The sequence below is a fragment of the Microbacterium sp. G2-16M genome (assembly GCF_055809115.1).
This window is the reverse complement of record NZ_CM147897.1, coordinates 1,921,445-1,935,290: the sequence shown is the minus strand read 5'-3', so window position 1 is coordinate 1,935,290 and position 13,846 is coordinate 1,921,445. Positions and strand designations below refer to the sequence as shown.

The 13,846-nt window shown below is 71.2% G+C and carries 12 protein-coding genes; 8 read left to right on the top strand and 4 right to left on the bottom strand.

Features of this window, described 5'->3' with window-relative positions:
• Window positions 1–49: 49 nt before the first annotated feature.
• Complete coding sequence (locus tag AC0L6F_RS09145; protein ID WP_473537630.1) at window positions 50–1,669, bottom strand: Re/Si-specific NAD(P)(+) transhydrogenase subunit alpha; 1,620 nt, start codon at window positions 1,667–1,669, stop codon at window positions 50–52.
• A 451-nt stretch (window positions 1,670–2,120) separates the two neighbouring features.
• On the opposite strand from AC0L6F_RS09145, the gene pyrE reads away from it, so the two are divergent.
• The 6 genes from pyrE (at window position 2,121) to AC0L6F_RS09115 (ending at window position 8,628) form a co-directional block, all read left to right on the top strand.
• Window positions 2,121–2,696 carry an orotate phosphoribosyltransferase gene (gene pyrE, locus AC0L6F_RS09140; protein WP_259612902.1) on the top strand — a complete coding sequence of 192 codons (576 nt, stop codon included), beginning with the start codon at window positions 2,121–2,123 and terminating at the stop codon, window positions 2,694–2,696.
• Between the two features lie 326 nt (window positions 2,697–3,022).
• Window positions 3,023–4,057: a LacI family DNA-binding transcriptional regulator gene (locus AC0L6F_RS09135; protein ID WP_473537629.1), complete on the top strand. Its 1,035-nt coding sequence runs from the start codon at window positions 3,023–3,025 to the stop codon at window positions 4,055–4,057.
• Between the two features lie 503 nt (window positions 4,058–4,560).
• On the top strand, window positions 4,561–5,838 hold the full coding sequence (locus tag AC0L6F_RS09130; RefSeq protein WP_473537627.1) for an ABC transporter substrate-binding protein: 1,278 nt from the start codon (window positions 4,561–4,563) through the stop codon (window positions 5,836–5,838).
• A gap of 66 nt (window positions 5,839–5,904) precedes the next feature.
• Window positions 5,905–6,795 carry a carbohydrate ABC transporter permease gene (locus tag AC0L6F_RS09125; protein ID WP_274636259.1) on the top strand — a complete coding sequence of 297 codons (891 nt, stop codon included), beginning with the start codon at window positions 5,905–5,907 and terminating at the stop codon, window positions 6,793–6,795.
• Window positions 6,792–7,709, top strand: a complete 918-nt coding sequence (locus tag AC0L6F_RS09120) for a carbohydrate ABC transporter permease (RefSeq protein ID WP_473537626.1) — start codon at window positions 6,792–6,794, stop codon at window positions 7,707–7,709. The genes AC0L6F_RS09125 and AC0L6F_RS09120 overlap by 4 nt, the downstream gene beginning before the upstream one ends.
• Before the next feature lie 13 nt (window positions 7,710–7,722).
• The gene (locus AC0L6F_RS09115) at window positions 7,723–8,628 is read left to right on the top strand and encodes an ROK family protein (RefSeq protein ID WP_473537625.1); all 906 of its coding nucleotides are present in this window, start codon (window positions 7,723–7,725) and stop codon (window positions 8,626–8,628) included.
• 138 nt (window positions 8,629–8,766) lie between these two features.
• On the opposite strand, the gene AC0L6F_RS09110 is transcribed toward AC0L6F_RS09115, so the two are convergent.
• A complete protein-coding gene (locus tag AC0L6F_RS09110; RefSeq protein ID WP_274636256.1) occupies window positions 8,767–9,549 on the bottom strand; it encodes an HAD-IIA family hydrolase in 783 nt (260 codons plus the stop codon).
• A 112-nt stretch (window positions 9,550–9,661) separates the two neighbouring features.
• Here AC0L6F_RS09110 and AC0L6F_RS09105 point away from each other — a divergent pair, with 112 nt between their 5' ends.
• Window positions 9,662–10,627 carry an SDR family NAD(P)-dependent oxidoreductase gene (locus AC0L6F_RS09105; RefSeq protein WP_473537624.1) on the top strand — a complete coding sequence of 322 codons (966 nt, stop codon included), beginning with the start codon at window positions 9,662–9,664 and terminating at the stop codon, window positions 10,625–10,627.
• A gap of 193 nt (window positions 10,628–10,820) precedes the next feature.
• On the opposite strand, the gene AC0L6F_RS09100 is transcribed toward AC0L6F_RS09105, so the two are convergent.
• Together AC0L6F_RS09100 and AC0L6F_RS09095 are read right to left on the bottom strand one after the other, a co-directional pair.
• A complete protein-coding gene (locus AC0L6F_RS09100) occupies window positions 10,821–11,459 on the bottom strand; it encodes a metal-dependent transcriptional regulator (RefSeq protein WP_274636254.1) in 639 nt (212 codons plus the stop codon).
• A gap of 21 nt (window positions 11,460–11,480) precedes the next feature.
• Window positions 11,481–12,749, bottom strand: coding sequence for an Nramp family divalent metal transporter (locus AC0L6F_RS09095; protein WP_473539982.1), 1,269 nt, complete (start codon window positions 12,747–12,749; stop codon window positions 11,481–11,483).
• A 263-nt stretch (window positions 12,750–13,012) separates the two neighbouring features.
• On the opposite strand from AC0L6F_RS09095, the gene AC0L6F_RS09090 reads away from it, so the two are divergent.
• Entirely contained in the window at window positions 13,013–13,768 is a 756-nt protein-coding gene (locus tag AC0L6F_RS09090) for a TrmH family RNA methyltransferase (RefSeq protein WP_473537622.1), read from the top strand.
• Window positions 13,769–13,846: the final 78 nt, after the last annotated feature.

The window sequence follows — 13,846 nt, the reverse complement described above, 5'->3', positions numbered from 1 at the left end:
GCGACGATATAGGCCGCGCCGGCGATCGCGCCGGCGAGGGTCACGCCGGTCACCGGGTGCCCGCCTGCGTCGAACCGGTGGGATGCTTCGCCCCGGCCGTTCGCCCCGGATCGGCGGGATCACGCACGAACATCGACAGCATCCGTCGGGTCACGGCGAAGCCGCCGAACACGTTGATGCTGGCGACCAGCACGGCCACCGCGGCGAGGATCTGCACGACCAGGCTGGGGGCGACCAGCTGCCCCATCGCCCCGACGATGATGATGCCGCTGATCGCATTGGTCACGCTCATCAGCGGGGTGTGCAGCGCGTGCGTGACCCGGCCGATGACGTAGAAGCCGACGACGACCGACAGTGCCAGCACGAGGAAATGCTGCGGCAGCGGCGGCGGCGAGACCACGCACAGCGCGAACAGGGCGGCCAGCCCCAGGGCGATCAGCCCCGCGCGACGAGCGGGCGACATGGTCTTCTTGGGCGGAGGCGCCTCGGGGTGGCCGGTCGGCGCACCCGCGGCATCCGCTGCCTGCGGTGCGGCGGCGGGCGCCGCCGAGACCTGCACGGGCGGCGGCGGCCAGGTCACCGCGCCGTCGCGCGTGACCGTGACCGCCCGCTGCACGACGTCGTCGAAGTCGATCGTCAGCTCTCCGTCCTGGCCCGGGGTGAGCAGGGTCAGGAGGTTCACCAGGTTCGTGCCGTACAGCTGCGAGGCCTGGGTCGGCAGGCGTCCGGGCAGGTCGGCGTAGCCGAGGATCGTCACGCTGTTGCCGGTCACGACGCGCTCGCCGGGCACCGAGCCCTCGACATTGCCGCCCTGCGCCGCCGCCATGTCGACGATGACGCTGCCCGGTCGCATGCTCGCGACATCGGATGCCGTGATCAGGCGCGGCGCGGTGCGCCCGGGGATCTGCGCGGTGGTGATGATGATGTCGACATCCCGGGCCTGCTCGGAGTAGATCTCCGCGGCGCGTCTGTCGTACGCCTCGCTGGTGGCCTTGGCGTAGCCGTCGGTGGACTGCTCCACCGTGACATCCACCGGCAGATACTCGCCGCCGATCGAGCGGACCTGGTCGCCGACCTCGGGACGCGGATCGGTCGCGCGCACGATGGCGCCGAGGCTGGAGGCGGCCCCGATCGCAGCGAGCCCGGCCACGCCGGCGCCGGCGACGAGCACCTTCGCCGGCGGCACCTTGCCGGCTGCGGTGACCTGGCCGGTGAAGAACCGGCCGAACTCGTGCGCGGCCTCGACCACGGCGCGGTAGCCGGCGATGTTGGCCATCGAGCTGAGCACGTCCATGGACTGGGCGCGCGAGATGCGGGGGACGGCGTCCAGCGCCACGGCGGTCACGCCGCGCGCGGCCAGCCGGGCGAGCAGGTCGGGGCTGAGCGCCGGGCTCAGCAGCCCGATCAGCGTGGCGCCGGGGTTCAGGCGCGCGACCTCCTCCGTCGTCGGTGCGGCCACTTTCAGCACGACATCGGATGCCCACGCCTCGGGTCCGGCGACCAGGGTGGCCCCGCCATCCGCATAGGCGTCGTCGGGGAACGAGGATGCTGCACCCGCCCCGGGTTCGATGACCACCTCGTAGCCGAGCGTGCGGATCTTCGCGACCGTCACCGGGGTCGCGGCGACGCGGTTCTCGCCCGTGGGTTCAGCGACTATGCCGATGCGCATCAATGAGCTCCGTGCCTCTCGTGTCGGGTGCGGCGCCGCAGGGTGCCGATGCGACCGACTATAGGGGCGTCCGCGCAGGTATCGGGCTGCTTGAGCGCGATCCCGGTGGAAAGAAGCCGCAGATCTTCGCTCGGCGGAAGCGCGGGCCGCGGGGTGGGCGGGTGGCGGCTGCGGGTTGCGGGTGCGGGTGGTGGGGTGCGGTTGGTGGGGCGTAGGTGGCGGGTGCGGGTAGCGGGGTGCAGGCGGCGCGTGCAGAACTCCGGAGGATTCGCTCCTCCTCGGGCTGAAGTTGCCCCCACGAACCGTCCGGCGTCCGGAACTCCGGAGTTCTGCACGCCGCACCGAGGACGAGGGCGGTGTCCGGATGCGGGACCGCAGCCTCCGTCCCGGGCCCGCGGGCCGGGACATCCGGGCCGCGGGCTGCGACATCCGGGCCCATAGAATCGATGACATGACCGTCGCCTCCACGCCCGCGCTCGAAGCCGACCGCCAGACCCTGATCGGGCTGATCACCGCGGAGGCCGTGTTCCGCGGCGACTTCACGCTCTCCAGCGGCAAGCAGGCCAGCTACTACGTCGACATGCGCAAGCTCACGCTCGACCACCGCGCGGCACCGGCGATCGGCCGCATCGTGCTCGACCTGATCGGCGACCTCGACGTCGTCGCGGTCGGCGGGCTGACGCTCGGCGCTGACCCGATCGCGAACGCGGTGATGCACGAGTCGGTGCATGCCGGGCGCCCGGTGGATGCTTTCGTGGTGCGCAAGGAGCCGAAGGATCACGGTCGCGGGCGCCAGGTCGAGGGGGCGGATGTCGTGGGCAAGCGCGTCGTGGTGGTCGAGGACACCTCGACCACCGGCCAGTCCGCGCTCAAGGCGGTCGCGGCGCTGCGCCGCGAGGGGGCCGTACCCGTCGCCGTCGCGGTGATCGTGGACCGCAAGACCGGCGCCCAGGCCGCCGTCGAGGCCGAGGGCCTGCAGTGGCTGGCCGCGATCGACCTCGACGACCTCGGCCTCGCCCCGCAGTAGTCGCGCCGCGTCTTCCGCGCCCCGCGTCTCTCCCTCCCTCCCGGGCGAAATCGTACGATCTGGCCGAGTGAACATGATCCCGGGCCGAAATTGATGTGCAGTCGGCCACATCGTACGATTTCGGCGCGAGCGGGCGAGCGGGCGAGCGGGCGAGCAAGCGAGCGGGCGAGCGGCAAGCAGCGCGGGCGAGCGGCAAGCAGCGCGGGCGAGCGGCAAGCAGCGCGGGCGAGCGGCAAGCAGCGCGGGCGAGCGGCGAGCAGCGGGGGCGAGGGCGCGAAGGGCAGCGGGGATCCGGTAACGTTGCCAGAAACCAGGATCGGACCGCCATGGAAGACGTACCGACAGAGACCGCGCAGCGCCGCGCGACGATGAAGGATGTCGCCGCCCGCGCCGGCGTCGGTCTGTCCACCGTGTCGCGCGTCGTCTCCGGCAAGGGTGGCGTCGCCGCGTCCAAGGTGCGCGCCGTCGAGCGGGCCATCCGCGAGCTCAACTTCAGCCGCAACGACTTCGCGCACACCCTGCGCACCGGTACGTCGGCGACGATCGGGATGGTGGTCACCAACATCTCCGACCCGTTCTTCTCGGCCCTGGTCAGCGGCGTGGAAGAGCGCGCCCGCGCGCGCGACCAGCTCGTTCTCGTGGCATCCGTCACCGACGACCCCCGCGAGGCGGAGCACATCATCCGCCGCCTGCTGCAGCGCCGCCTGGACGGGTTGATCCTCGTGGCGCCGGAGGATGCCGACCTGAAGTTCCTGCAGGAGGAGCAGCGCGCCGGCACCCCGATCGTGTTCGTCGACCAGCCCCCGACCGGCATGGACGCCGACCTCGTCGTGGTCGACAACGAAGGCGGGTCGGCCAGCGCCGTGCGGCACCTGTACGCCGCCGGGCACCGCCGTATCGCCTGCTTCGCGCACGTCTCCGGTCGCTACACCTCGGTCCGTCGCGAAGACGGCTACTACCGCGGGCTGCGAGAGGTGGGTCTGCCGACCGACCCCGCTCTCGTGGTCTCGGTGGACGACGAGGTGGATGTCTGCACCGAGGCGCTCCTCGAGCTCGCCCGGCTGCCCGACCCGCCGACCGCCGTGTTCTCCACGAACGGTCGCACGACGAAGGCGATCCTGGGCGCACAGCGCCTGCTCGGCTCGCACCTGGCGCTCGTCGGCTTCGACGACTTCGACCTGGCCGTGCTGATGAACCCGCCCACGACCACGATCGTGCAGGATCCGACCGCCATCGGACGCGCCGCCGCAGACCTGCTGTTCAGCCGCATCGCGGGGCGCGCGGGTCCGACCCAGCGCATCATCCTCGGCACCCGGCTGGCCGAGCGCGGCTCCGGCGAGCTGCCGCCCGCCGCGCCCTGACGCTCTTCCCCGCGGACCCTGCGCCCTGACGCCGGTCCCCGCACCCCGCACGCCGACGCCGGTCCCCGCACCCCGCGCCCTGACGCCGGTACCCGCCCCCGCGCCCCGACGCCGGTCGGCACCGGCCCGCCCCGGCCCGCCCCGGCGACCCGCCCCCCGCGCCCTGACGCCGGTCGGCACCGGCCCGCCCCGGCCGACCCGCCCCCGCGCACTGACGCCGGTCCCCGAGCACCCCGCGCGCCGGCGCGGGTCCCCGCCCCCCGCGCCCCGCGCCCTGACGCCGGCCCCGCCCGCCGCGCGCCGACGCCGATACCCGCCCGCACACCCCCGCGTCGCCGCCCGTCAACCCGCAAACGGCCGCCTCCGCGCGGTCACGATTCGATCACAGGACGGATGCCGTCGCCCCCTCGTCTTGCATTTGGCAACGTTTTCAGATTTCATGGCAATCTATTGAAGAGCACGGCCGGCGCAAGGCAGGCTGACGACATCCAATGGAGGATCACATGCGGAAAGCACTCGCAGCAGCCGCGGGCCTGGCGGTCGCCGGTCTCGCACTGGCCGGCTGCTCCGGCTCGAGCGGCGGCAAGGACGGCGGAGACCCGAACCAGGTCGAGGTGTTCACCTGGTGGGCATCCGGCTCAGAGAAGCTGGGTCTGGACGCCCTCACCAAGGTGTTCAACGAGCAGTACCCCGACGTCAAGTTCGTCAACGCGGCGGTGGCCGGCGGTGCCGGCTCGAACGCCAAGAACGCGCTCGCGTCGCGGCTGAAGGCCAACAACCCGCCGGACTCGTTCCAGGCGCACGCCGGCGCCGAGCTGACCGACTACATCGAGGCCGACAAGCTCGAAGACCTCAGCTCGTTCTATGAGGAGAACAAGCTCAACGACGTCTTCCCCAAGACGCTGCTGGACCGGCTCACCGTCGACGGCAAGGTCTACTCGGTGCCCAGCAACATCCACCGCGCCAACGTCGTGTGGATCAACACCGAGCTGCTGAACAAGGCCGGCATCGACCCGAAGAAGGCTCCGGCCGACATCGACGGGTGGCTGGCCGACATGAAGAAGCTGAAGGACGCCGGCGTGGCGACCCCGCTGTCGGTGGCCACCGACTGGACCCAGGTCCAGCTGTTCGAGAACGTGCTGCTGTCCGACCTCGGCGCCGACGGCTACCAGGGACTGTGGGACGGCTCGACCAAGTTCGACGACCCGCAGGTCACCAAGGCGATCGCCGACTACGGCAAGCTGCTGTCCTACGCCAACACCGACGGCACCGGCCAGGACTGGCCGGTCGCGACCGACATGGTCATCGACGGCACCGCCGCGTACAACGTGATGGGCGACTGGGCGCTGGCCGAGTTCGACTCGAAGGGCAAGACGTACGACAAGGAGTACACGACCTGGCCGACCCCGGGCACGGACGGCACGTTCGACTTCCTCGCCGACTCGTTCACGCTGCCCAAGGGCGCGCCGCACGCTGACGCGGCGAAGGACTGGCTGCGCACGATCAGCTCGGCCGACGGACAGAAGGCGTTCAACCTGGCCAAGGGCTCGATCCCGGCGCGCACCGACGCGAACGCGGACGACTACCCCGCCTACCAGCAGGGCGCGATGGCCTCGTTCGCCAAGGACACCGTGGTCAGCTCGCTCGCGCACGGCGCGGCGGTCAAGGTGTCGTGGCTGAACGACATCACCTCGGCCATCGGCCAGTACGTGTCCACCAAGGATGCGGGCGCGCTCCAGGACGGTCTCGTCCAGGCGCAGACCAAGGGCCTCGGCAAGTAACATCCGACCCGTGTGGGGCGGCGGCATCCGTCGCCCCACACGGCTCATCACGTCCGGGAGGACACGATGCGCAAGGGCATCCGCAACTGGGGGCCGCCGCTGCTGCTGATCTCGCCGACGATCATCCTGCTCGGGATCTTCGTCTACGTCCTCATCGGCGTGAACATCTCCACCGCCATGACGAAGGACTCGGCGCTGTCGGCGTCGCAGTTCGTCGGGCTGCAGAACTTCGTCGACCTGCTCACCGAGCCGCGCTTCCTGCACTCGCTGGCCAACCTCGGCATCTTCACCGTGTTCTTCATGGTCGGCACCATGGTGTTCGGCTTCCTCTGGGCGTGGATGCTGGACAAGGGCGTGACCGCGGAGGGTGGATTCCGCTCCATCTTCCTGTTCCCGATGGCCGTGTCGTTCGTGGCCTCCGGCGTGGTGTGGCGGTGGCTGCTCAGCTCCGCTCAGGATGACCGCGCCTCCGGCCTGAACCGGCTGCTGCAGTCGATCGGGCTGGGCGGGCTGCAGAACGACTGGTACTCGGCGCCGTACTGGGGCATGGCCGCCATGGCCATGCCGGCGATCTGGCAGCTGTCCGGATACGTGATGGCGCTGTTCCTGTCCGGCTTCCGCGGCATCCCCGAAGAGCTGCGCGAGGCGGCCCGGATGGACGGCGCGTCCGAGTGGAAGCTGTACCGGCACGTGATCTTCCCGCAGCTGAGCCCGGTCGCCCTGTCGGCGCTCGTGATCGTCGCGCACATGTCGCTGAAGGTGTTCGACCTGATCATGGCCGTGACCGGCTCGGTCTACATCACCGAGGTGCCCGCCACCTACATGTGGGTGGCCCTGACCGGCGCCGAGTACGGCAAGGCGTCGGCCATCGCGACCGTGCTGCTGGTGCTGGTGTGCATCTTCATCGTGCCGTACCTGATCTACACGGCCCGCGCCGAGAGGAAGGCCCGCCGATGACCGTCGCAACCGGAATCGAGCGCCGCACCACCGTCGGCGGCGGCATCCCCACCAACGGCAAGGCGAAGGCCCGCGTCGGACGGACCGCGAAGTACGTGCTGCTGGTCCTGTTCGTGGTCGTCGTGCTGATGCCGGTGTACGTGCTCCTGGTGACCAGCCTGAAGAGCCCCTCCGACGTGTCGGCCGTGACATCCTGGCAGCTGCCCGCGCGCTGGCCGTGGCAGGCCGGCCCCGACGGCGCCACCGGATTCGACAACTGGTCCACCGCCTGGACCACGCTAGCCGCCCCGATCGGCCGGACGTTCCTGCTGGCGATCCCGGCCGCGATCATCTCGGCCATGCTCGGCTCGATGAACGGATTCGTGCTCTCGCGCTGGAAGTTCCCGTACGCGAACATCGTGTTCACGCTGATCCTGTTCGGCATGTTCATCCCGTACCAGGCGATCATGGTGCCGCTGGTGCAGATGAAGACCTCGCTGGGCATGCCCAGCAGCATCCTCACCCTCCTGATCGTGCACATCATCTACGGTCTGCCGATCTGCACGCTGATCTTCCGCAATTACTACGAGGGCGTGCCGAACGAGCTGATGGAGGCCTCGCGCGTGGACGGCGCCGGCATGCTCGGCTCGTACTGGCGGATCATCCTGCCGCTGTCGCTGCCCGGCTTCGTGGTGACCATCATCTGGCAGTTCACCTCGGCGTGGAACGACTACCTGTTCGCGCTGTTCCTCTCGGACGCGAATCAGGGGCCGGTGTCGCTGTCGCTGGTGAACCTGTCGCAGGGGGCGCAGCTGTCGAACTACGGGGCGTCCATGGCCGGGGCGCTGATCGCGTCGCTGCCGACCCTGGTGGTCTACATCATCCTGGGCAAGTACTTCATCGGCGGCCTGATGAGCGGATCGGTGAAGTCGTGACGGGCCGGATGCTGTGACCGTCCACGCTCTGGCCCTCGATCTGGGCGGCACCAAGATCGAGGCGGCCCTCGTCGACGCCACCGGCATGGTCGTGCCCGGGAGCCGGCACCGTCGCCCGACCGGTCCAAGGCTCACGCCCGAGCAGCTGCAGGGCGCGCTCATCCAGGTGGTGCGCGATGCGGCGGGGGAGCGGGACGGCACGCTCGTCGGAGTCGGGATCGGCAGCGCCGGGCCGATCGACCACGGCGCGGGGACGATCGCGCCGGTGAACATGCCGAGCCTGCACGGGATGCCGCTGAAGGCCGCCGTCGCCGATGCGGCCGCGCGTGCCGGGCTCGGTGACGTGCCGGTGCGCCTCGGGCACGACGGCGGATGCCTCGCCCTGGCCGAATCGTGGATCGGAGCCACCCGCGGCGCCCGCGCGTCGCTGGCGATGGTGGTCTCCACCGGGATCGGCGGCGGCTTCATCCTCGACGGCGGTCTGATGGCCGGGGCGACCGGGAACGCCGGACACCTCGGGCAGATGCACTCCGAGGACGGCCGCACCCTCGAGCAGGTCGCGTCCGGCCCCGCCAGCGTCGCCTGGGCGCGCGAGCAGGGGTGGCACGGCGACAGCGGCGAGCAGCTGGGCGCTGCCGCGGCATCCGGTGATCGCATCGCCCGCGCCGCCGTGGAGCGCTCGGCGGCGGCGGTGGGGCAGACGCTGGCGGACGTGTCGGCGCTGGTGGACCTGGAGGTCATCGCGATCGGCGGGGGATTCTCCCGCGTCGCGGACGACTACATCGACCTGGTCGGTGCGGCGCTGCGCGCCTCGGCCGCGCTGGAGTACGCCCGGTCGGTGCGGGTGGTGCGCAGCGGCCTGCACGGCGACGGGCCGCTCATCGGCGCCGCGGCGCTGGTGCTCCACCCTGCCGCGTAGCCCGGGCGGGGCCTCAGTCGTCGTCGCGGTGCTTGCCGTAGCGGCGGATGTACTGCACGACGAACACGACCAGCGTGCCGGCCAGCACGATCGCGGTGACCGCCAGCATGAGGGTCTGCTCGAACGCGTTCATCCCGATCAGCGCGCGGGTGCGATCAGGTCGGCGACCGACTCGACGATCTCGTCCGGCCGGAACGGATAGCGGTCCACCTCGGCGCGATCGCTGATGCCGGTGAGCACGAGCACCGTGTGCAGCCCGGCCTCGATGCCGGCCACGACATCCGTGTCCATCCGGTCGCCGATCATGCCGGTGTTCTCGGAGTGGGCGCCGATCTGGTTCATCGCCGAGCGGAACATCATCGGGTTCGGCTTGCCGACCACGTACGGCTCCTTGCCGGTGGCGGTGGTGATCAGCGCGGCGAACGACCCGGTCGCCGGGACCACCCCGGCCGGCGTCGGGCCGGTCGAGTCGGGGTTCGTGATGATGAACCGGGCGCCCTTGTTGATGAACCGGATCGCCTGGGTGATCGCCTCGAACGAGTACTGCCGGGTCTCGCCGACCACGACGTAGTCGGGCTGGGTCTCGGTCATGATGAACCCGGCCTCGTGCAGTGCCGTGGTCAGCCCCGCCTCGCCGATGACGAACGCGGATCCGCCGGGCAGCTGCGTCTTCAGGAACTGGGCGGTCGCCAGGGCGGAGGTCCAGATGCGGTCCTCCGGGACATCCAGCCCCGAGCGGGCGAGCCGCGCCGACAGATCCCGCGGGGTGAAGATCGGGTTGTTCGTGAGCACGAGGAATGGGATGCCGGCATCCCGCCACTGCGCGAGCAGCTCCGCAGCGCCGGGGATGGGGCTGTTGTCGTGGACGAGCACGCCGTCCATGTCGGTCAGCCAGCAGTCGATATCGGCGCGGGTCCGCATGCGGCCAGCCTATCGAGCGGACGGGGCGGCGCAGGCCGGATGTGCCCGCCCGCCGGGCGCGTCGCGCCGCCGCATCCGCGCACGGGCGGGTCGGCTGGCCTAGGCTCGAAGCGTGGCGCGAACCGGGTGGAACCCCGTGCGCCTGCCCGACCTGGAGGGCAGGCGCTACCTGATCACCGGTTCCACGCGTGGCCTGGGATATTTCTCTGCAGAACAGCTGGTGCGCGCGGGTGCGCACGTGATCATGACCGGCCGTCATCCCAACCGTCTGGCCGCCGCGCACGCCGCCGTCGAACGGCGCCTCGGGGAGGACCGGCGCGGCAGCGTCGAGACCCTGCTGCTGGACACCAGCAACTTCGGCTCGATCCGGGCCGCGGCCGCGACCGCGCGGGCCCGCGGCCCGCTGCACGGAGTGCTGCTGAACGCCGGGATCGTGCACCCGCCGCGGCAGCGACGCACCGCCGGCGGGCACGAGCTGGTCTTCGCGACGAACGTGCTCGGGCACTTCGCCCTGGCCGGCGAACTGCTGCAGAACCTCGCCGTGGTGAACGGGCGGATGCTGTGGGTCGGCAGCCTGTCGACCCTGTACGGCGACTACGAGCCGGTCGACCCCGAGCTGGTGGACGGGTACAGCCCGTGGCGCGCATACGTGCAGTCGAAGGTCGCCACGACCGTGCTCGGGCTGGAGGCCGATCGGCGCCTGCGGGCGGCCGGGGTCCCGGCATCCAGCGTCGTGGCCCATCCCGGCTACGCGATCAGCGGACGCACGATCGGGGTGCGCGGGGTGAACGAGCCGTCGCGGACCAAGCGGTTCATCGACAACCTGCAGACGCCGATCGCCCAGTCGAAGGATCGTGGTGCGCGCAGCCTCGTGCGCGCCCTGATCGACCCGGAGGTCGGCGGCGGCGAGCTGTGGGGTCCGCGCTTCGGCGTGCACGGGGCACCGCATCGCGGGACGCCGGGTAAGCTCACCCGCAGCCGCGAGCTCGGTGAGCGGCTGTGGGAGTACTGCGAGAACGCGACCCGCGTGCGCTGGCCGTTCGAGAAGGCCGCGCGCGCCCGCCGTCGCTTCCGCTGACCGCGCTCTCCCGTGTGCCTCCCGCGTTGAACCATGCCTCCCGCGTTGAACCATCCCTCCCGCGTTGAACCATCCCTCCCGCGTTGAACCATGCCTCCCGCGTTGAAATCGTACGATTTGGCCGAGTGCACATCAATTTCGGCCGAGTTTCATGTGCACTCGGCCAGATCGTACGATCCCGAGCAAGGGGCGGTCAGGCGGTGAGCCACACCACGTCGGCGACGCCGTCGGGCAGGCGCACCCGGTCGGCGCCGTCGACCCGGACCGCGTCGGCCCCGACCACCTCGACCGCCCGCCCGATGTGCAGCCCGGCATCCTCGACCGCGCGCAGCAGCTGCGGGTCGCGGTCGCTGACCCGCAGCACGCGCCCCCGGTGGCCGGGGGCGGCATCCCGCAGCAGCACGAAGTCCTCGCGGTGCACGCGTCCGTCCGCGTCGGGGATCGCGTCGCCGTGCGGATCGAAATGCGGATGCTGCAGCCGCGCGTCGATCCCCTCCAGCAGCCGGTCGCTGATGGCGTGCTCGAGGACCTCGGCCTCGTCGTGCACCTCGTCCCAGGCGTAGCCGAACTCGCGCACCAGCCACGTCTCGATCAGCCGGTGCCGCCGGATGATCGCGGCCGCCCGACGCTCGCCCTCGGCGGTCAGCGAGATCGGACCGTACGGCCGGTGCGTGACCAGGCCGACGCCGGCGAGCTTCTGCACCATCTCGGTGACACTGGACGGCGCGAGCCCGAGCACCGCCGCCAGCTGGGACGGCGTGATCCGCTCGTCCTGCCACTCCGTGTGGTGGTAGATGGTCTTCAGGTAGTCGTCGACGGCGGGGGATGCCACGGTCCCAGGCTACCCGCGCTCTCATGCGCCGCTGAAGACCAGCAGCAGCAGCATCCCGTTCAGGATGATCAGGAAGACGGATGCCAGGATTCCGAGCAGCGTGGTGATCCGGCGATTGCGGAACCGGCCGAGCAGCTCGGCGCGCGACGTGAGCCGCACGAGCGGGATCACCGCGAACGGGATGCCGAAGGACAGCACCACCTGGCTGAGCACCAGCGACAGCGTGGGATCGGCGCCGAACGCGAGCAGGCCGAGCGCCGGGATGAGCGAGATCACACGCCGGAGCACCAGCGGGACGCGCAGGTGCAGCAGGCCGTGCATGATCTCGGCGCCGGCATAGGCTCCGACCGAGGTGCTCGCCAGTCCGCTGGCCAGCAGGCCGACCGCGAACAGGGTCGCGATCAGCGGGCCGATCCCGTCGCGGAGCGCCGCGTACGCGCCCTCGAGCGTGTCGGTGCCGGCGACGCCGGTGAGGTTGGCCGCGGCCAGCAGCAGGATGCACACGTTCACCGCGCCGGCCACGATCATCGCGATGGACACATCCCACCGGGTGGCGCGCAGGATGCGGGGGACCGGGGTGGCGTCGCCGGCGAAGCGGTCGCGGGCGAGCGCCGAGTGCGCGTAGATCGCGTGCGGCATGATCGTCGCCCCGAGGATCGACGCCGCCAACAGGACCGAGCCGGTGTCGGCGAAGCGGGGCACCATGCCGCCGAGGATGCCCGCCGGACTCGGCGGCGCCACGAACACTCCCGTCACGAACCCGATCGCGATCACCGCCACCAGGCCGATGATGACGAACTCGAACGTGCGCGGCCCGCGCCGGGAATGCAGGACCAGCAGGGCCAAAGACACTCCGCCGGTGATCACCCCGCCCCACAGCAGGGGCAGCCCGAACAGCAGGTGCAGGGCGACTGCGCCGCCGATCACCTCGGCGACATCGGTCGCGATCGCCACGAGTTCGGCCTGCAGCCAGTACGCGCGCCGCGCCGAGGGGCGCCGGATGCGCGCCCCCAGCAGCTCGGGCAGGCTCTGCCCGGTGACCACGCCGAGCTTCGCCGACAGGTACTGCACGAGCCACGCGATCAGGTTCGCGAGGACGACGACCCAGACGAGCATGTACCCGTAGCGCGCGCCGGCGGTCATGTTGCTGGCGACGTTGCCCGGGTCGAGATAGGCGACCCCGGCCACCAGCGCCGGTCCCAGCATCCACGTCACGCGGGGGAGGGATGCCGCGGCTCCGCCGCCGGCGGGCCGGTTGCCGAGCGCACCCCGGGGAGTGTCGCGTGTCAGCACGCGACGCGTTCCGGTCTCCGCTCGACTTTTCGGCACACCAAAATCCTATAGCTGTTTTCGGGTGACCGAAAGATTCGACACTCGGCTGGGCCGAGGAGATATGCCGAAAAGAGGGCGGAATCGGGGGAGAGCATCCTCGCTTCGGCATTTCCCCTCGCCTGGGCCGAGGGCGGCCCGGGACGGGTGAGTCGGAGGGGCAGGCACGCAGTCGCTGGCTGGCCGCCGGCGCTCGGGGTTGCCCCCGCGGCTACCCTGGGATCGTGACCGACGCCCCGCTGACTGACGCCGCCGGGTGTCCGGAGGAGCGGCCCGAGCCGCAGGAGGAGCGGCCTGAGCCGCAGGGCGAGCGACCCGAGCCGCAGGGCGAGCGGCCCGAGCCGCAGGGCGAGCGGCCCGAGCCGCAGGGCGAGCGGCCCGAGCACGGCGTCGGTCCGTGGCCCGGCGGGCGCGGGGAGTGGCCGACCGACGACCGCTTCGACCCGGATCTGCTCGCCCACGGCGACCGCCGCAACGTGATCGACCGCTACCGCTACTGGCGGATGGACGCGATCGTCGCCGATCTCGACGAGCGCCGGCATCGGTTCCACGTCGCGATCGAGAACTGGCAGCACGACATGAACATCGGCTCGATCGTGCGCAGCGCCAACGCGTTCGGCGCCGACACCGTGCACATCATCGGCCGCCGCCGCTGGAACCGCCGGGGTGCGATGGTCACCGACCGCTACCAGCACGTCGTGCACCACGAGGATGTCGGGGCGTTCGCGCGGTGGGCGGATGCCGAGGCCGTGCCGATCATCGCGGTCGACAACGTTCCCGGTGCAGTGCCGGTGCAGCAGGCGGACCTGCCCGAACGGTGCGTGCTGCTGTTCGGCCAGGAGGGGCCTGGGGTCTCGTCCGAGGCGCTGGATGCCGCATCCGCCCTCGTCGAGATCACCCAGTACGGCTCGACCCGATCGATAAACGCCAGCGCCGCGGCGGCCGTCGTCATGTACGAGTGGTGCCGGCGCTGGGCGTGAGAGCCGCGCGCAGAATGGAATCGAGCACAGTACGACCGCGCAGAACCGCGTAGAACCGCGCAGAACCGAGCCGAGGAG

Bases quoted from the DNA above. Each gene is read 5' to 3' on its own strand.
- pyrE (WP_259612902.1), top strand. From the start codon at position 2,121: ATGACCGTCGCCTCCACGCCCGCGCTCGAAGCCGACCGCCAGACCCTG.
- AC0L6F_RS09130 (WP_473537627.1), top strand. From the start codon at position 4,561: ATGCGGAAAGCACTCGCAGCAGCCGCGGGCCTGGCGGTCGCCGGTCTC.
- AC0L6F_RS09135 (WP_473537629.1), top strand. From the start codon at position 3,023: ATGGAAGACGTACCGACAGAGACCGCGCAGCGCCGCGCGACGATGAAG.
- AC0L6F_RS09145 (WP_473537630.1), bottom strand. From the start codon at position 1,669: ATGCGCATCGGCATAGTCGCTGAACCCACGGGCGAGAACCGCGTCGCC.
- AC0L6F_RS09125 (WP_274636259.1), top strand. From the start codon at position 5,905: ATGCGCAAGGGCATCCGCAACTGGGGGCCGCCGCTGCTGCTGATCTCG.
- AC0L6F_RS09120 (WP_473537626.1), top strand. From the start codon at position 6,792: ATGACCGTCGCAACCGGAATCGAGCGCCGCACCACCGTCGGCGGCGGC.
- AC0L6F_RS09110 (WP_274636256.1), bottom strand. From the start codon at position 9,549: ATGCGGACCCGCGCCGATATCGACTGCTGGCTGACCGACATGGACGGC.